Annotated in this window: 21 protein-coding genes; 11 read left to right on the forward strand and 10 right to left on the reverse strand. The window is 64.8% G+C overall.

What is annotated here, in order from left to right; all coding sequences use genetic code 11:
• Positions 1 to 15: 15 nt before the first annotated feature.
• The 4 genes from N826_RS09380 to N826_RS09395 form a co-directional block, all read right to left on the reverse strand.
• Positions 16 to 1002: a chlorophyllide a reductase iron protein subunit X gene (locus N826_RS09380; RefSeq protein ID WP_044427892.1), complete on the reverse strand. Its 987-nt coding sequence runs from the start codon at positions 1000 to 1002 to the stop codon at positions 16 to 18.
• Positions 999 to 1934, reverse strand: a complete 936-nt coding sequence (gene bchC / locus N826_RS09385; protein ID WP_044427893.1) for a chlorophyll synthesis pathway protein BchC — start codon at positions 1932 to 1934, stop codon at positions 999 to 1001. Before bchC ends, N826_RS09380 begins: the two co-directional genes overlap by 4 nt.
• Positions 1935 to 2036: 102 nt before the next feature.
• Complete coding sequence (locus N826_RS09390; RefSeq protein WP_244619560.1) at positions 2037 to 3269, reverse strand: acetylserotonin O-methyltransferase; 1233 nt, start codon at positions 3267 to 3269, stop codon at positions 2037 to 2039.
• Positions 3266 to 4135: a polyprenyl synthetase family protein gene (locus tag N826_RS09395; RefSeq protein ID WP_044427895.1), complete on the reverse strand. Its 870-nt coding sequence runs from the start codon at positions 4133 to 4135 to the stop codon at positions 3266 to 3268. Before N826_RS09395 ends, N826_RS09390 begins: the two co-directional genes overlap by 4 nt.
• A 134-nt stretch (positions 4136 to 4269) precedes the next feature.
• Between N826_RS09395 and crtD the strand changes: the two genes are divergently transcribed.
• The 7 genes from crtD (at position 4270) to N826_RS09420 (ending at position 9417) form a co-directional block, all read left to right on the forward strand.
• Positions 4270 to 5826 carry a 1-hydroxycarotenoid 3,4-desaturase CrtD gene (crtD, locus tag N826_RS09400; protein WP_044427896.1) on the forward strand — a complete coding sequence of 519 codons (1557 nt, stop codon included), beginning with the start codon at positions 4270 to 4272 and terminating at the stop codon, positions 5824 to 5826.
• 47 nt (positions 5827 to 5873) lie between these two features.
• Positions 5874 to 6692 (forward strand): carotenoid 1,2-hydratase, encoded by an 819-nt coding sequence (locus N826_RS09405; protein ID WP_244619559.1) that lies wholly within the window; start codon positions 5874 to 5876, stop codon positions 6690 to 6692.
• A 190-nt stretch (positions 6693 to 6882) separates the two neighbouring features.
• Positions 6883 to 8076, forward strand: a complete 1194-nt coding sequence (locus tag N826_RS09410) for a M14 family metallopeptidase (protein ID WP_211099243.1) — start codon at positions 6883 to 6885, stop codon at positions 8074 to 8076.
• 174 nt (positions 8077 to 8250) lie between these two features.
• On the forward strand, positions 8251 to 8400 hold the full coding sequence (locus tag N826_RS42915; protein ID WP_157599332.1) for a hypothetical protein: 150 nt from the start codon (positions 8251 to 8253) through the stop codon (positions 8398 to 8400).
• A gap of 27 nt (positions 8401 to 8427) precedes the next feature.
• Entirely contained in the window at positions 8428 to 8577 is a 150-nt protein-coding gene (locus N826_RS42920; protein ID WP_157599333.1) for a hypothetical protein, read from the forward strand.
• 163 nt (positions 8578 to 8740) lie between these two features.
• The gene (locus N826_RS09415) at positions 8741 to 9118 is read left to right on the forward strand and encodes a type II toxin-antitoxin system RelE/ParE family toxin (RefSeq protein ID WP_044427898.1); all 378 of its coding nucleotides are present in this window, start codon (positions 8741 to 8743) and stop codon (positions 9116 to 9118) included.
• Entirely contained in the window at positions 9115 to 9417 is a 303-nt protein-coding gene (locus tag N826_RS09420; RefSeq protein ID WP_044427900.1) for a helix-turn-helix domain-containing protein, read from the forward strand. Before N826_RS09415 ends, N826_RS09420 begins: the two co-directional genes overlap by 4 nt.
• A 116-nt stretch (positions 9418 to 9533) precedes the next feature.
• On the opposite strand, the gene N826_RS09425 is transcribed toward N826_RS09420, so the two are convergent.
• Positions 9534 to 9911: a hypothetical protein gene (locus tag N826_RS09425; protein ID WP_147040591.1), complete on the reverse strand. Its 378-nt coding sequence runs from the start codon at positions 9909 to 9911 to the stop codon at positions 9534 to 9536.
• 116 nt (positions 9912 to 10027) lie between these two features.
• On the opposite strand from N826_RS09425, the gene N826_RS45945 reads away from it, so the two are divergent.
• A complete protein-coding gene (locus N826_RS45945) occupies positions 10028 to 10228 on the forward strand; it encodes a helix-turn-helix domain-containing protein (protein ID WP_052830964.1) in 201 nt (66 codons plus the stop codon).
• 247 nt (positions 10229 to 10475) lie between these two features.
• Here the strand turns inward: N826_RS45945 and N826_RS09435 are convergent, their stop codons facing one another.
• The 5 genes from N826_RS09435 to N826_RS09445 form a co-directional block, all read right to left on the reverse strand.
• Positions 10476 to 10724 carry a type II toxin-antitoxin system ParD family antitoxin gene (locus tag N826_RS09435; RefSeq protein WP_044427905.1) on the reverse strand — a complete coding sequence of 83 codons (249 nt, stop codon included), beginning with the start codon at positions 10722 to 10724 and terminating at the stop codon, positions 10476 to 10478.
• A 93-nt stretch (positions 10725 to 10817) separates the two neighbouring features.
• A complete protein-coding gene (locus tag N826_RS42925; RefSeq protein ID WP_157599334.1) occupies positions 10818 to 10991 on the reverse strand; it encodes a hypothetical protein in 174 nt (57 codons plus the stop codon).
• Positions 10992 to 11082: 91 nt separating this feature from the next.
• On the reverse strand, positions 11083 to 11226 hold the full coding sequence (locus N826_RS42930; protein WP_157599335.1) for a hypothetical protein: 144 nt from the start codon (positions 11224 to 11226) through the stop codon (positions 11083 to 11085).
• On the reverse strand, positions 11219 to 12271 hold the full coding sequence (locus tag N826_RS09440; RefSeq protein ID WP_044427907.1) for a phytoene/squalene synthase family protein: 1053 nt from the start codon (positions 12269 to 12271) through the stop codon (positions 11219 to 11221). The genes N826_RS42930 and N826_RS09440 overlap by 8 nt, the downstream gene beginning before the upstream one ends.
• Positions 12246 to 13784, reverse strand: a complete 1539-nt coding sequence (locus N826_RS09445) for a phytoene desaturase (RefSeq protein WP_147040589.1) — start codon at positions 13782 to 13784, stop codon at positions 12246 to 12248. Before N826_RS09445 ends, N826_RS09440 begins: the two co-directional genes overlap by 26 nt.
• A gap of 237 nt (positions 13785 to 14021) precedes the next feature.
• Here N826_RS09445 and N826_RS09450 point away from each other — a divergent pair, with 237 nt between their 5' ends.
• The 3 genes from N826_RS09450 to N826_RS09460 all read left to right on the forward strand — a co-directional run bounded on the left by N826_RS09450 (position 14022) and on the right by N826_RS09460 (position 16014).
• Positions 14022 to 14519: a hypothetical protein gene (locus N826_RS09450; protein WP_147040587.1), complete on the forward strand. Its 498-nt coding sequence runs from the start codon at positions 14022 to 14024 to the stop codon at positions 14517 to 14519.
• A 69-nt stretch (positions 14520 to 14588) separates the two neighbouring features.
• Positions 14589 to 15572 (forward strand): hypothetical protein, encoded by a 984-nt coding sequence (locus N826_RS09455; protein WP_147040585.1) that lies wholly within the window; start codon positions 14589 to 14591, stop codon positions 15570 to 15572.
• Positions 15573 to 15699: 127 nt separating this feature from the next.
• A complete protein-coding gene (locus tag N826_RS09460; protein WP_044427913.1) occupies positions 15700 to 16014 on the forward strand; it encodes a hypothetical protein in 315 nt (104 codons plus the stop codon).
• The last annotated feature ends 96 nt before the right edge of the window (positions 16015 to 16110 follow it).

The following is a 16110-nucleotide window of genomic DNA, read 5'->3' on the forward strand; positions in this document are numbered from 1 at the left end:
GGCTCCCTCGCCCGTTCAGACGGTGTCGTAGATGACTTCGAGCGAAGGCTTGGACACGGCGGCGATGCCGCACATGTCTTCCACCGTGGCCGGCTCGAGCACCACGTTCCGCCCGACCGCATCGCCCTTGAACAGGCCGAGCAGCGCGTCGTGGGACAGAGGCCTCGGCCATTCCGGCGGCGCCCAGGCGACGTTGCGCGCCAGTTCCTCGAACAGGGGACCCCAGCGGTCGCCGGGACGTCCGACGATCTCGTAATTGCCGCTCTTGCGGCGGATATCCTCGTCGGCGGGGATAGAGGCGAGGACGGGGATGCCGGCGGCGGCGGCGAAGGCGGCGGCCTCGCCCGTGCCGTCATCCTTGTTGACGACCATGCCGGCGACGCCGACATTGCCGCCCATCTTGCGGAAATACTCGACCGCCGAGCAGACGTTGTTGGCGACGTAGAGCGACTGGAGGTCGTTGGACCCGACGACGATCACCTTCTGGCACATGTCGCGGGCAATCGGCAGGCCGAAGCCGCCGCACACCACGTCGCCCAGGAAGTCGAGCAGGACGTAGTCGAAGCCCCAGTCGTGGAAGCCCAGCTTCTCCAGCAGTTCGAAGCCGTGGATGATGCCGCGCCCGCCGCAGCCGCGTCCCACTTCCGGCCCGCCCAATTCCATCGCGTAGACGCCGTCACGCTTGAAGCAGACATCGCCGATGGCGACCGGTTCGCCCGACAGCTTCTTGCGGGTGGAGGTCTCCAGGATGGTCGGGCAAGCCCTGCCCCCGAACAGGAGCGAGGTCGTGTCGCTCTTGGGGTCGCAGCCGATCAGCAGGATCTTCTTGCCTTGCTGGGCGAACATGTAGGAGAGGTTGGCGAGAGTGAAGCTCTTGCCGATGCCGCCCTTGCCGTAGATCGCGATGATCTGCGTTTCCTTGGTGGGAGGCGCTGATGTCACCGGGTCCGGCTCGATCGCGGCTTCGGCCCGCAGGCGCTCCATCAGGTCTTGCTGGCTCATGAACAGCGTCTCCAATCCAGGATCATCTTCAGGCAGGCGGGGTCGCCGAATGCCGTGCGGTATGCGTCGGCGGCGTCCATGGCCTCGGTTCGGTGCGTGATCAGTCCGTCGAGCGAAAGCTTGCCGGTCTCGACCAGTTTCTTGACGGCGGCGAGGTCGCTCTGGGTCCACTCGGCGGCGACGCGGATGCGGGCTTCCCGGATGAAGGCCGGGGAAAAGTCGAAGCTCAGCGGGGCGCTGTAGAAGCCGGCAAGAACCACCTCGCCGCCCCGGCGGATGCGCTTGATGAGGGCGTTAAGCAGGCCGGAATCGCCGCTGACGTCATAGATGGCGCCGTAGTCGTGACGGGTATCGGCGTCGGGGTGGATCACTTGGTAAAGCGATCCCGCGTCGGAGCGGACGGGGTTGGTCTCCCAGACGGTGACCGGTCCGTCGTCGTTAACCAGGGCGATCCTTGCCATCAAACGCCCCAACACGCCGTGGCCGACGATCAGGTCCGGTTTTGCCTGGCCGGCCATCGTGTGGTAGGCGGTCGCGGCCAGCGCCAGCAGGACGGCCTGCTCGCCGAGGTTCTCATCGACCGGAACGACCCGGTCGCCGGCAACCACGAGGCGGGAAGCCGCGCCGCCGAACAGGCCCCGGACATCGCCGAAACAGCGGGCGCCGGGGACGAAGACCAGCTCGCCTTCGCGCCGTCCGGAGTCCTTGCCGGCGGAGGTGATCCGCCCAACCGATTCGTAGCCGGGAACCAGCGGGTAGCCCATACCGGGGAAGGCTGGCATCCGGCCCAGCCAGAGAAGCCGTTCCGTCCCAGTGCTGATGCCGCTCCACAGGATATCGACGGTGACGTCGGCGGCTTCCGGCGGAGTGAGATCGAGCCTGCGCAGGGAAAGCCGTTCCGGCTCTTCGAACACAACGGCAAGCGTGTCCATGTCGTCCCGCTCCCCTGTATTATCCGACCGAATGCCGGCTTCTTGTTGGTTGTCAGTTTATATTGACTGTCAACTACGTCAAGCAATACTTACAAGTATCTGTCAGGGCTGTGCAACGAGCAGGCCGGTCATCAGCGGCATCGCGGTCGGGACTTGGCGCACGCGGGAGAACCCGGCCGTGTTGAGCAGGCGTGTCAGCTCGGCGGGAGTGCGGGCGCGGCCGTGGCCCATGGCGAGGAGATAGAAGGCGAAGTAGGCGTCGCCGACCGGTTCCGCACCGGCGGCTCCGGACATCGGTTCGGCGATCAGCAGCGTTCCTTCAGAGTCCAGCGCCTGACGAGCGGCACGGAGGATCGCCAGGGCGGCATCGTCGTCATGATCGTGGACGACTCGGACCAGCGAGACGACATCCGCCCCGATCGGCAGCGGGTTGGCGAAGAAGTCGCCGCCGACCGCGCGGGCACGCGGCTCCAGGCCGGCGGCCCGGAAACGCTCGGTCGCAGCCTTGGCCACCGCGGGAAGGTCGTACAGGACGACCTGAAGATTGGGCGCGCTGGCTGCGGCATGGGTCAGGAAAGTACCGTCGCCGCCGCCGACATCGAGCAGCCGGTGGTGCCGGTTCAGCGGATAGACCGCGAGCACTTCTTCCGCGACCATCGGCTGGGACGCGGCCATCAACGCGGTATAGGCGGCGGTCTGCTCGTTGCCCAGCGCCGCCGGCCTGTCCGTCGCCGAGTAGGGCCAGTACTGCGACAGCTCCGTCCGCATGCCGCCGCGCAGCAGCGCCACCGGATCGCGCATGTCGGCATAGAGCATCGTGTGATGCTCGACCATGGAAGCCACGGCCGGGTTGTCCACCAGCGCCGCTCCCAGAGGCCCGAGCCCGAAGCGGTCGTCGCCGCGCTTCTCCAGCAGGCGCAGCGACAGGGCGGCGCGCAGCAGGCGCTCGGTCGATTCCGCCGGCAGGGCCAGGCGGCGGGCGAGTTCAGCCGAGGTGCGCGGGCCGTCGGCGACGATGTCGAACAGCTTCAACCGGACGCAGGCCAGCAGCACCTGGGAGTAGACGAAGCCGGCGCAGAGGTCGAAAAGCTCGCGGCTGCGCCTGCGGGCGATCGGCCGCGTCAGCGGGAACGCCGCCGCCCAGCGGCGGAAGCGCGGGCTTGCCAGCAGATGGTCGCGGGCGGCGCGGCCCCGTTCGACCCAGTCGCCTAGGCGCGGCAGTCCGAAGCCGATCTGGGCCATGCCGACGCGCGGCATGCAGACCTGCGACAGCCGACGATGGGGGATGCCGTGGTGGTCGGCATGGTGATCGGGGGTGTGACCGGCGGGCTTCATGCTGCGACCCTCACCAGTTCCTTCGGCAGGAACCGTTGCGCCTCTATGCGGATCAGGGTGCGGAGTTCGGAAGCGCCGGGGCAGCGCGGGATCGAGGCGACCGCCTCGTCCACCAGATCGTCCAGCCGCATCAGCGCGCCGTCGATGCCAAGCTCGCGGGCGGCACTCATGCGGTCCAGGGCCGCGTCGCGTCCGACCGGCTTGCCGAGGTCTTCGGCGTTGCCGGCGGCGTCGCGCAGATCGTCGGCGACCTGGAAGGCCTCGCCCAGCCGCTCGCCGAGGTCGCGCCAGGGATCGGCTTCGTGACCGGCGGCCACGGCGCCGCAGACGGTCGCCGCCGCGAACAGCGCTCCGGTCTTCGCCCGGTGGTAGGCGCGGAGGTCGGCCTGCGGCTCGCATTCCCAGGCCTGCCCCGCGACGATGCCGAGCGGCATTCCGACGGCGCGGCCGACGCTGAGCACCAGACCGGCCAAGCGGAGCGGCGGACAGGCGGTTTCCCGCGCCAGCGTCTCGAACGCCAGGACGATCAGGGCGTCGCCGGCCAATACAGCCAGCGGTTCGCCAAACGCCCGATGAACGGAAGGCTTGCCACGTCGCGTCGCCGCGTCGTCGAAACAAGGAAGGTCGTCGTGGACCAGCGAAGCGCAATGCAGCAGCTCGATGGCGGACGCCGCCGCCGTGGCGGGTGCCGCGTCTTCGATCCCGCAGGCATATGCCACCGCAAGGCACAGGCGCGGCCGGATGCGGGCGCCGCCGGGAAAGACTGCGTAGCGAAGGGCCGATGCCAGCCTGGGGGGAGCGCCGGAAGCCTCCGCCCGGCTCAGCGCCTCGTCCAGGGCTTGTTCGATCTTATTGACCCCATCCATGGGCAGCCTCCCCGCTTTGATGAAGACCCAGCTTGTTGTAAACCAAGCTTACCGTGATTGACTGTCCATTAACATTGACACTACTATTCGTCAGGATCAACGACATTCTTGGGTCAACCTGTGAGACGGAAAGCGTGACGGAAAAACGGGTTGTCATCGTGGGCGCCGGCATCGCCGGCTTGACCGCCGCCTTGCGGCTGGCTGTCCATGGGATGAAGGTAACGGTGGTCGAGAAGGCCGGTGGCCCCGGCGGCAAGATGCGGGAGGTCGAGGTCGGCGGTACCCGGATGGACGCCGGACCTACGGTCTTCACCCTGCCCTATATCTTCGAGGAGATCTTCGCCGAGGCCGGGACCACGCTTGCCGACCACGTCACCCTGCGCCGGGCCGACGTTCTGGCCCGGCATGCCTGGACCGACGGGTCGCGGCTGGACCTGTTCGCCGATATCGACCGCTCTGCCGACGCCATCGGCAGGATGGCCGGGGCAGCGGAGGCGAAAGGCTTCCGCAGTTTCTGCGCGGAGGCGCGGCGGACCTGGAACACGCTGGAAACCTCCTATGTCCGCAGTCCGCAGCCGAGCATCAAGGGGCTGGTCGAGGGAGCCGGCCTGCGCGGGCTTGGCAATCTGTGGCGGATCAGGCCGTTCGACACGCTGTGGGGTGCCCTTGGCGATTACTTCCACGATCCGCGCCTGCGCCAGCTTTTCGGCCGCTACGCGACCTATTGCGGGGCTTCGCCGTTTCAGGCTCCCGCCACGCTGATGCTGGTGGCGCATGTCGAGCAGGAGGGCGTCTGGCTGGTCGAAGGCGGCATGGCGCGGCTGGCGGAAGCGCTGGCGGGACTGGCTCGCGACTCGGGCGGTACCTTCCGCTACGGCGTCGCCGTGCAGTCGATCACCACCGGCCACGGTAGGGTCGATGGCGTGGAACTGGCCGACGGTGAGCGGATCGCGGCGGATGCCGTCTTGGTTAATGCCGATACCGCCGCCTTGGCGTCGGGATTGTTCGGGGCACGAATGACCCGTGCGACACCCCCTACCCCGCCGTCCCAGCGGTCGCTGTCTGCCGTGACCTGGAACATGGTGGCGGAGGTCGAGGACTTTCCACTGTTGCGCCATACCGTCTTCTTCTCCGACGATTACAAGGCGGAGTTCGACGACATCTTCGGCCACCGGCGTCTGCCGGGGCGGCCGACCGTCTATGTCTGCGCCCAGGACCGCGACGCCGACACGGGCACGGTTCCAGACGGGCCGGAGCGGCTGATGTGCCTGATCAACGCGCCGGCGATCGGCGACACCCACACCTTCACCGACAAGGAGATCGAGCAATGCGCGACCCACACCTTCGGCATCCTGGCGCGCTGCGGGCTTCGGCTGAAGCGATCTCCGGATCGGACGGTGGTCACGACTCCGACGGATTGGAACCGGCTGTTTCCGGCCACGGGCGGAGCGCTCTACGGCCCGGTGGGGCACGGCTGGAAAGCTTCGTTCAGCCGACCGACCGCGCGGAGCCGGATACCCGGCCTCTATCTGGCGGGGGGCAGCACGCATCCGGGACCGGGCGTGCCGATGGCGGCCTTATCGGGCCGGATGGCGGCGGGGCTGCTGCTGCAAGAGTTCGCCCAACGGGAGTCAGGTTCGACGAGCCGGTTGTCCGCAACGGCTATGCGTGGTGGTACATCGACGCGCTGAGCGACGACGGCAAGCAGGGGCTGACCGTTATCGCCTTCATCGGCAGCGTGTTTTCACCCTACTACGCCTGGGCGAGGCGGCGCGGCCATGCCGACCCGCAGAACCACTGCGCGCTGAACGTCGTCCTGACGGGACCGGGCGGCAACCGCTGGAGCATGACCGAGCGGCCTCGGCGTTCTCTTAAACGCGATGCGACGCATCTGGAGATCGGCGCCAGTTCGCTGAGATGGGACGGGACGGCGCTGGAGATCGACATCAGCGAGACCTGCATGCCGGTGCCGTCGAAGATCCGGGGCACGGTGCGCGTTATTCCGGAAGCGGTGACGGCAGGACCGTTCAACCTGGACATGAAGGGGCGGCATCGCTGGTGGCCGATATCGCCGCGCTGCCGGGTGGAGGTGGCGTTGAGCAGCCCGGACCTGAACTGGAACGGAGCCGGATACTTCGACACCAACGACGGCGACGAAGCGCTGGAAGACGCCTTCACGACCTGGGACTGGTGCCGGGGCAACACCGACAGGGGCGCCAGCATCCTCTACAACGTCGAGCGGCGCGGCGGCCCGCCGCTGGCGCTGGCGCTGGAGGTGGACCGGTCGGGTGCTGTCGAACGGTTCGACCCGCTGCCGGTCGCGACGCTTCCGGCAACCCGCTGGTGGCGGATCGGTCGCCAGACGCGGGCGGACGCCGGGCACCCGGTCACCGTGGCCGAAACGCTGGTGGACGCGCCGTTCTACGCCCGCTCGGTGCTGAACACGCGGATCGCGGGCCAGCCGGTCACGGCAATGCACGAGAGCCTGTCGCTCGACCGCTTCAGCGCCGGCTGGGTGCAGGCGCTGCTACCGTTCAGGATGCCGCGTGTACCGTAAGCGGCTTTGCATCGGTCGAAGCCACTGCCTATACTTCCCCATTAATCCCCCTTTCCGTCCGCCATTTCACCTGACAAGTCACTGGTATCGGAGCAGTTAATAAACCTGCCAAACTCGTGATCGTGATAGGATGGGTGCGTGCATGTAAGTTTCGACTTTGCCAGCTCGGCATCCTAGAAGGAACATCACCGTGTCCGATGCCCCAGGTAACGGCGTTGATCGACGGGCCTTCATGATCTCAGCCATTGCCTCGGCCGCCCTTGCCACCGAGGCGAGGACGGCCAACGCTCAGGGCACGACGCCCTCGTCTGAGAGCACGGTTTCGGCGATGCTCCAGGCAACGGGCTACACCGGCGACGTGATCGACGGGAAGAAAGTCGTCAGCGCGCTCAACGTTAACGACCTGGAACCCGGGCAGAAGCACCTCTTGTATTTCCAGGGTGTCGAGATGCCTACCGGTCAGCGCTGGTATGTGTCCGTGACGGTCGCAAAGGGAGCAAAACCGGGCAAGCGTGTCGTCCTGGTCAGTGGTGTGCATGGCGACGAAATGAGTTCTGTGCATACGGTCCAGACCGTGATGAATCAGCTCGAACCGACGAAGATGTCGGGCACGGTGATGGCGGTTACGGACGTGTCCCGCCCAGCGATGGAAAGCATGCAGCGCAGATGGCCCAATTCGGGCAGGGGCATGGACCTGATCGATATGAATCGGGAGTGGCCCGGGAATGAGAACGGTGCTACCGCGCCCAGCCGACACGCCGGGCTCCTGTTCAACCGACTCCTCCGGCCGAACGCCGACGTTGCAATCGACTTTCATACCGGGACAACTGGATTCGATGTTACGGCATTCAATATCGCCGGCATGGATGTGCCCGAGGTCAAGGCAATGGTAGAGCTTTACCCGGTCGGCCAGATCTTTGACAATCATGTTTATCCCGGTGTTCTGCATAACGCGTTCATGGACGTGGGTATTCCGTCCTTTACTCCGGAGATCGGAGCTGCGCGCGTCCTCGACCTCAAGATGGTTTCCTTATTCGTGGAAGGCACGATGAACGTCCTTAAGCATCATGGCATCCTTGCCGAGCCAATGGGACGTACCGGCAAAGACTTGAATGTCTTTGTTGGCAACAGTGCGTTCCCGATCCTGGCAACCGCGGGCGGGGTCGTCGAGCATCTGGTCAAGCTCAACGACAAGGTCGAAGCCGGACAGAAGGTGGCCATTCAGCGCAATAGCTTCGGCGAAGTGGTTGCGGAGTATACAAGCAACGTGGCCGGAGAGATAACGGGTCAGCGCAGCGATGCAATGTCCGAGCCTGGCAACCCCTTGGTATTTATTCTCTTCAACAAGGCGACGCCGGAGGGTGCCGAAGATTATCCTGAATAGTTCACCCGCGTAAATAAATCATCTTTTTTTTCAACACTCCTACTCACTTGGACTTTGCAGGTTTAGAGTCCGTTTTGAAGGGTCACTACTGGGCACTTACACCTGCCTTGGCGGCCAAGATACCTTCGATAAAGTTGCAACGCCGGGATCAGTTCGGCGTGCACAGAAGCGAAATTGCATTATAGTTTGTGTGTCCTGCCGCTGGCTCTGGCGCTGGAGGTGGACCGGTCGGGCGCGGTCGAGCGCTTCGACCCGCTGCCGGTCGCCACACTTCCGGCGACGCGCTGGTGGCGGATCGGGCGGCAGACGCGGGCGGACGCCTGACACCCGGCCACCGTGGCCGGAACGCTGGTGGACGCGCTGTTCTACGCCCGCTCGGTGCTGAACACGCGGATCGCGGGCCAGCCGGTCACGGCGATGCAAGAAAGCCTATTGTTCGACCGCTTCAGCGCCGGCTGGGTGCAGGCGCTCCCGCCGTTCAGGATGCCGCGCGTGCCATGAACGGCTTCTAATCGGTCGAAGCCATTACCCCGGTCGAACCCTTATGCGGCATATCGGCCCGAACGCTCACCCCTAGCTTCTCGCGTGTACAACGAACACACTCCTGTGCTCTTTGCCCAACTGTGGGCGGGCTTGAAAACTATATCACGGAGTGGTACGAATTGTGGCGATCAGGGTCTTGAAGGATCTCGGTTTTCATGACTGGGCGCGAGATGAAGGTGTTACCGATGGCGTCTTGTGTGCCGCCGCTGCGGAGATAGAGAACGGTCTTGTGGACGCCAGATTGGGCGGCTTCCTGATCAAGAAAAGGGTTGCCGCACCCGGTCGCGGCAAGCGGGGAGGGTATAGGACTATCGCCGCTCATAGGCAGGGGAACCGTTGGGTCTTTCTCCATGGATTTTGCAAGAACGAGAAAGACAACATCACCAAAAAAGAGAAGCTGGGACTACAGATGATTGGAGACCAATATATGAAGTTCTCGGATGCTGTTCTTACTCGCCAAGTGAGTGAAAACTTGATCGTGGAGATCGTTTGCGCATGAGCAGAATCCTGAGCAACGTCCACAAGTCGGCAAAACGACTTCACGACGCGGGTCACTTGGACACTGTAACCATGTGGAAATTCGACGCGCTTTGCCTCCCGCCCAAGCGGACACTTTCCGCAGAGGACGTCCAGCAGATCCGCGCCCGCAATCAGGTGAGCCAAGCCGTATTCGCCGCCTTCCTGGGTGTCGGCAAGACCACCGTGCAGCAGTGGGAGCAGGGGCTTAAGAAGCCCAGCGGTCCGGCGGCAAAACTGCTCGATCTTGTCGATCGCAAGGGGCTGTCGGCCCTGACCTGAGACGCCCGCATCAGATTTCTTTCATCAGGCGGCACGGGGTTGGGCCGTAGCCCAACACCCTCTCCTTCCTTATGCTCTTCCCCCGCACCGCCTCCGCGCCCGCCTGCGAAATCCGCTCACTCCGCCGCCTTCACCGCGCCAACCCTCACGGGAGCGGCCACGGAAAACAGCACCCGCTCCACCGGCCCGTTCCAGAACGACGCCGGAATCGGCATCAGCGGCACTCCGGCCACCCACGGCTGGCAGATCGACCCGTCCGGGCGCGTCCTCGCCGATAGAATACGCCGAACCATCCGCCGCCGCATGGAAACCACCCGCGTCATCTCCGACAACTCCGCCGCTTGGCAGTTGTCCATCGGCAACGCGCCCCGGAAGAACAGCGGCAGCCTGAGCAGCGTCGTCGCAACAGGGAAGGCCTCGGCGCTACGCGCCGGCTTCATCCGGTGGCGGCTCTCCACCAGGATCAGCGACATGCTCCACGGATGCCAGATCAAATCTGGCCAGATCCTCCCAGCGGAGTGAGGAATTAAAGGGTTCAGAGGAATTAAAGGGGTCAGAGCGATTTGTTCGTGGAAGAGCAAGAACCGGAACACGCACCACTACCGTCAATGTGCCGGGGCGCGTTGACGTCAGGTCCATCCGTGAAGGCCTTTCCCTAACGCAGGCGGAGTTCGCCGCACGCTTCGCTGTGCCGGTCGATACGCTTCGGAAATGGGAAAGAGGCGTTCGGGAACCGGATGCGGCCAGCCGGGCGTATCTTACTTTGATCCAGAGGAACCCGAAGGTGGTCGAGGAGACGCTGGCGGCTTGAGCGGGTGGCGTGGCAATGGGTTTTGGGTGCGTGGGGGTGGCTGGCTGGCGTGCTCCCTCACCTTCCCACCGCTTCGCGGCGGGTCCCTTCCTCTCCCGGAGGAAGAGGAGCAAAAAAGGAAAAAAGAAAGAGGGTGGTGGCGGCGGCGGTTAGTATGCTGGGGCGGTTGCCGTAATATCTTTGGGAGTCCAGCGTAGCGCTGGGAGCGGAGCGCGTCGGGCTTGTGGGGCTGGGCGTGGGGGCGACGTTATCCGGACGCCGCGATGATGTCGTTCATTTCTCGGGCAACCGACTCGATATCATAGCTTCCGTCGCGGTCGGCTTCGGCACGGGTTTCATCGAGCATGGTTCTGAAACTGGCGCGGCGTTCCTCGGTTTCCTGCAAAAGGCGAAGTCCTGAGCGGACGACTTCGTTGACGCTGTCATAGCGTCCGTTTTCGACGCAACTGCGAGCAAAGCTCTCGGGTTCGGGCGTCAGGTTTACGCTGGTTGCCACGAGAACCCCCTATGCCAATGCCTGACATAGGGTGTCCGAGTGGAAGATTGCCGCCAACCGGCGCTCACCTGAAGCGCGGGCTTATCCGCCGGTTCAGGGTCTCCGGTTTTCCGGCGGCATGCGGACGTTCGCTCCGGGGCCGGTCTCGCCGAGTTGCTGCTGTTTGCGCTTGGTGCGAACTGCTTGATAAATAACGGCTACCAGCACAATCAAGAGCGTAAGTCCAGCCAGCAGCCAAACCATTGAACCGCTTCCAGAAGCATCCATAACCTGTTCCTTCCTGATACGGGGAGCGTGCGATTTCTATGTCGTGACCGCTCCCAACCGAATCGGGATGAAATAGTTCCGGAATTTTCCTTTAAGACTGCAAGTCCTTGTCTTTGCTTCGTTTCTCGTTCGGCTTCTCGCAGCGCTTCAGCGATCTAAGCTCCCAGGCGATCCAGGCCGCGACGCCGCCGAAGACGAGGAGGAGTTCGATCGCGGCGAACCACCCGTCAGCCATGGCGCTGAAGGGCGGCGCGCTGGCCGCGTTCCAGGCGTTCGAACAGCGTGATCAGCCAGATGACCTGATCGGGAGACTGCGCCGGGGTTTCTTCCGCCGCGACCGACGCCGCCACCGCTTCGACCAGGAAGCGTGTCGCTTCCAGCGGTGGGTGAGCGGTGCCGGAGCAGCGTCCGGCCGCTGCAGCGACCAGCGACCGGCCGAGCAGGCGGGCCTTCCTTGATCGCGGCACGACGGCGCGCGACGCTATCGAATTTCCGCCCCGGAAAGCGACTTCGTGCCCGATCCCGGCGTAGAGATGGCGCGCGGCGGAGATGCCGGGCCGGCAGTCGGCGGGAAGCCGGGCGATGCCGTCGTCGGCGCGGCGGTAGAGGGTGTCGGCGGCGCTCAGCAGGCGCAGCACGACGCTGCCGAGAGCCTCGGTGAAGCACGGGGAGGCAAGCCAGGCGTCGGGGTCGATGCCGGCCTCTTGCAGCCAGTCGAGCGGCAGGTAGAGCCTGCCCATGCGGGCGTCCTCGCCGACGTCGCGGGCGATGTTGGAGAGCTGCATCGCGACGCCGAGGTCGCAGGCCCGCGCCACCACGTCGGGCGAGCGCTGCCCCATCAGCACCGCCATCATGGCGCCGACCGTGCCGGCGACGCGTGCGGCATAGGCCTGGAGTTCGCCGAGATCGGCGGGCCGGCGGCCCTCGATGTCCCACTCGAAGCCCTCGAACAGGGCTTCCAGGATGCGTCTCGGGATGCCGAAACGCTCGACCGCATCGGTGAGCGCCCGGTCGACCGGCGACGGCAGCGGACGGCCGGCGTAGATCCGTTCCAGGCGGAGGCGCAGGCGGTCGAGGCGCTCGGCGGCGGAGCGGTCCCCTGGGCAGTCCACGGCGTCGTCGGCCAGCCGGCAGAAGGCGTAGAGCGCCGAGGCGGGACCGCGCACCCGTGTCGGGAGAAGCAGGGAGGCCGCGTGGAAGGTGCGCGACTCGCGCCGCAGCACCCGCCGGCACGCGGCGATGTCAGCGGCGAGTTCAGCGGCGCCGGATTTCTGCTGCATCCGGCACCACCATGTCCAATACCCGTGCGGAGGAAAGAACGCCCGGCAGCCCGGCTCCCGGATGGGTGCCGGCGCCGACCAGATAAAGCCGGTCCACCTCTTCGCTCCTGTTGTGGGGACGGAACCACGCGCTCTGCGTCAGGATCGGCTCCAGGCCGAACGCGGCTCCCTTGAACGACGACAGCCGGTCCTGGAAGTCCTGGGGCGTCAGCATGCGCGACGTGACGATCTCCTGGCCAAGGCCGGGCAGCAGGGTTTCGGACAGGCGGCGTTCGATCCGGCTGCGGTATTCCTCCGCCATGACGGACCAGTCGGTGCCGCTGTCCAGATGCGGCACGCAGGACAGCACGTAGAAGGAGTCGCATCCGGCGGGCGCCAGCGACGGATCGGTCGCGGTCGGGCGGTGGAGGTAGAGGCTGAAGTCCGATGCCAGCACCTTGCGCTCGAAGATGTCGTGCAGCAGCTCGCGGTAGCGGGGGCCGAGCAGGATCGTGTGATGCGCCACGTCGGGGTATTGGCGGCGGGTGCCGAAATACCAGACGAACAGGCTCATCGAATAGCGGGCCTTCTCGATCCGCTTGTCGGTCCAGCGCCGCCGGTCTTCCGGGGCCACAAGATGCCGGTAGGTCCAGGCGCTGTCGGCGTTGGAGACGACGACATCCGCCGCGATCTCCTCGCCCGACGCCAGCCGGACGCCGGTAGCACGTCCGTCGGTAACGAGGATGCGGGCGATCTCCGCGTTGCAGCGGAGCGTGTTGCCCTGCCCTTCGATCAAGCCAACGAGGCCCCGGACCAACGACCCCGTGCCACCCATCGCGAAATGAACGCCCCAGCGCCTTTCCAGGAAGGCGATCAGGCTGTAGATCGATGTGGTGGCGAAGGGGTTGCCGCCAACCAGCAGCGGATGGAAGCTCAGCACGACCCGCAGCCGGGCGTCGCGGACATGGCGGCAGACGAGGTCGTAGACGGAGCGATGGCCGGCCAGCCGCACCAGATCGGGCAGCACCCGCGCCATGTCGGTCCAGTTGTCGAACGGAACGTGCCCAAGCTTTTCGAAACCGATCCGGAACCGCGCCTCGCTGGCTTTCAGGAAGCTTTCGTAGCCCGCGACGTCGCCGGGAGCAAATCTGGCGACTTCCGCCCGCATGGCGTCGGGGTCGCCGGAATATTCGAAGACTTCGCCGTCGTCGAAACGGATGCGGTAGTAGGGCGAGACGGGGCGCAGATCAACGTCGTCTGACAGGCTGCGGCCGCAGAGCTGCCAAAGCTCTTCCAGCAGGAAGGGGGCGGTGACGATGGTCGGCCCGGCGTCGAAGGTGAAGCCGTCCTGCCGATAGACGTAGGCCCGTCCGCCGGGAGCATCCAGCTTCTCCAGCACGGTGACGCGGTAGCCCCGCGCCCCCAGCCGGACGGCGGCAGCCAGCCCGCCGAACCCGCTGCCGATGACGACGGCGTGCGGCGCGTCCGGTGAAGACCGGAGATGGGTGGAACGCCGCGCGGCAGTGGGTGTCATGATGTTCATCAATCACGAACGTAACATCAAGTTGACACCGTGCCTAGCCTATATCGGCCTATCGGAGGGTCGGATTGCTAGGACTAACAGCCGAACCGGTCCATATACCGGCACGTTGAAACGAACACGACCATAAGTATAGTGGAAGTAACACCTTAGCTCTTGGACTTTTTACAAATACCGATCCGTCATCCAAGTACCAAGACGAAGTTTCGTCGATAGTACAGGGAGAGTGGCATGCGTAAATTGATGGCGCCATTGGCACTGATGCTTGCACTGGGACTCGTTACCCCGACAAGCGCCAGTGCCAAGGAAGACGCCTCGCGCGCCGCAGCTCTACAACAGTTGAAGAATACTAAAAAAGCTGTTGAAGACAGCGTCGCGAAGAAGGCCGACGATAAGAACGTGTCCGGCAAAGGCAAGGACGACAAGGGTAAAGATGACAAGGGTAAGGACGATAAGGGCGGCGGGGTCGCGAACGACGACCAGATGAAGAGCTGCTACGTCTATACATCCGCCGGAAAGCGGCCGCGTCCGGATCAGCGGCACGTCTCCAAGGCCGACAAGATGCGCCTGAAGTCGGATGACAAGTTGAAGCAGCTTGCGGGCATGATCTTCCATGACGATGCCGTCCGCTACCCGGAAAAGGCGGACGATCCGAAGTCGTACAATCCCCGCTACAACCTCTACAGCAAGGACGACCGTCTGGGCCGGAAGGCCTGCGTCCTCTTCTAAGTTCACACGACAGTTTCCGTTATCAGTCGATGCCTGGGTCCTTTAGGGGGGACTTCCACAATGCATGTCATGCGCTCAGTTCTATACACTTCCGCACTGCTCTCCACCGCTATGGCCGCGGTCTCTCTGCCAGCACAGGCCCAGACAAGGCCGCAGACACCAGTCGAATTCGAAGGGCCGATCCAGTCGATCGAGGAGGATGGTTCTGACGTCAAGCTGAAGGTCAACGGGATCGTAGTCACCATTCCCAACGGCCTCATCACAGGCGGCGGCAGCGACGGGGTTCACACGCCGACGGCCAGGTTGACTTCCGTAGCGGACGTTGTAAGCACGACACCCTTCGCGGGCCGTCCCGGTACCTATGGGTTCGTCGGCGGCACGGCGATCGTCGTCGGCATATCGGGCGACGGCGGGGTAACGGCGACCGACGTCTTCATGGAGCCCGCCGAGAACGTCATCCTGGGTGCAGTGACCGCCAACTCGCCGGGCGATTTCCGGGTGGAAGGTGTCAAGGTCTACCTGCTGGCCCCTTCCAGCGCGAAGCCGTCATATCCTCCCGGCATCCCCTTCGACCCGCGCCTGCCCGGCCTGCCGATGAAGAACGAGTTGGGCTTCGCTATCGACCCGGCCAAGGTCCAGGTCTATGCCGACGCAGCACTCGAAGGCTACTTTGGTAAGGACGTGGATGGGAAGGACGCCTTCTACGCCTTCAGCATCGACAGTGTCTCCGACGTCGAGGACCCGAACCCGACGGTCAGCATCCTGCGCGCCCAGTGCCGGGTCCGCTCGACGACACAGGTCGAGTGGGAAATCCGGGGCGGCGTCTATCCCTGGGTACAGGGCGCCACCATCGGCGTCTATCCGCCCAGCACCGCGTTCAACGGCGGCAGGGCATATGCCACGAACTTCGCGGTCCCACAGGATACCGTCGACCCAAAGGCCGGCGCCTTCCGCTACACCGCCAAGCCCAACGCCACCGGCGGCTGCCCGTCGAGCGTGGTCGTGAAGTTCAACGGCGCGCCGGATGCGGTCGCCAACGTCGAAGTGCGGTAAGCCGGGACTTCTGCGAACGTCACGGAAGCGGGGCCGGCAACGGCCCCGCTTTTCCGTGCGGCAATGCGCTGCGATTGACCTTCAGGCTTATCCGCACCATCCTGCCCTTATCCGAGGATTGGAGGGCATGGGCGGAATAACCGCGCTCAAGCTGGAGTTCAACAGGACGTGGAGCGTCCCCAGGGACAAGGTCCCCGACGACGCCGCGATAGCGGCTGTCCTGGCGCGCCCGACCTTCAACGACATGATGATGATCTGCTGGACCTTCGGCATCGGCCGGGTGCGCGCCATTCTTGAGGAAATGCAGCAGACCGGCGATGTCGGCCGCTTCGCCGCGGCGATTTCAGGGCGGATGATCACCAACATCGAGAAAGGCTTCGCCCTTGCGAATCGACGCCCTGCCGCCGGCGACGAGGCGCGCGAAACGACTTCAAATAATTGAGTAAAACCGAGGACCGAGGAAATTGACCTATGAGAATATTTGCGCTGCGTAGGTCGGTCTAAAGCGAAGCGGCAGCCGACAAGCAGGCGCGTCTAT

The organism is Skermanella aerolata KACC 11604, assembly GCF_000936425.1.
Classification (GTDB): Bacteria; Pseudomonadota; Alphaproteobacteria; order Azospirillales; family Azospirillaceae; genus Skermanella; species Skermanella aerolata.

What these genes read in the sequence shown, in the direction of transcription:
- N826_RS09445 (WP_147040589.1), bottom strand. Translation starts at nt 13,784, where the DNA reads ATGACACCCACTGCCGCGCGGCGTTCCACCCATCTCCGGTCTTCACCG.
- bchC (WP_044427893.1), bottom strand. Translation starts at nt 1,934, where the DNA reads ATGGACACGCTTGCCGTTGTGTTCGAAGAGCCGGAACGGCTTTCCCTG.
- N826_RS09380 (WP_044427892.1), bottom strand. Translation starts at nt 1,002, where the DNA reads ATGAGCCAGCAAGACCTGATGGAGCGCCTGCGGGCCGAAGCCGCGATC.
- N826_RS09460 (WP_044427913.1), top strand. Translation starts at nt 15,700, where the DNA reads ATGGGCGGAATAACCGCGCTCAAGCTGGAGTTCAACAGGACGTGGAGC.
- N826_RS09455 (WP_147040585.1), top strand. Translation starts at nt 14,589, where the DNA reads ATGCGCTCAGTTCTATACACTTCCGCACTGCTCTCCACCGCTATGGCC.
- N826_RS42930 (WP_157599335.1), bottom strand. Translation starts at nt 11,226, where the DNA reads ATGGCTGACGGGTGGTTCGCCGCGATCGAACTCCTCCTCGTCTTCGGC.
- N826_RS42925 (WP_157599334.1), bottom strand. Translation starts at nt 10,991, where the DNA reads ATGGATGCTTCTGGAAGCGGTTCAATGGTTTGGCTGCTGGCTGGACTT.
- N826_RS09450 (WP_147040587.1), top strand. Translation starts at nt 14,022, where the DNA reads ATGCGTAAATTGATGGCGCCATTGGCACTGATGCTTGCACTGGGACTC.
- N826_RS09440 (WP_044427907.1), bottom strand. Translation starts at nt 12,271, where the DNA reads ATGCAGCAGAAATCCGGCGCCGCTGAACTCGCCGCTGACATCGCCGCG.
- N826_RS09390 (WP_244619560.1), bottom strand. Translation starts at nt 3,269, where the DNA reads ATGAAGCCCGCCGGTCACACCCCCGATCACCATGCCGACCACCACGGC.
- N826_RS09420 (WP_044427900.1), top strand. Translation starts at nt 9,115, where the DNA reads ATGAGCAGAATCCTGAGCAACGTCCACAAGTCGGCAAAACGACTTCAC.
- N826_RS09395 (WP_044427895.1), bottom strand. Translation starts at nt 4,135, where the DNA reads ATGGATGGGGTCAATAAGATCGAACAAGCCCTGGACGAGGCGCTGAGC.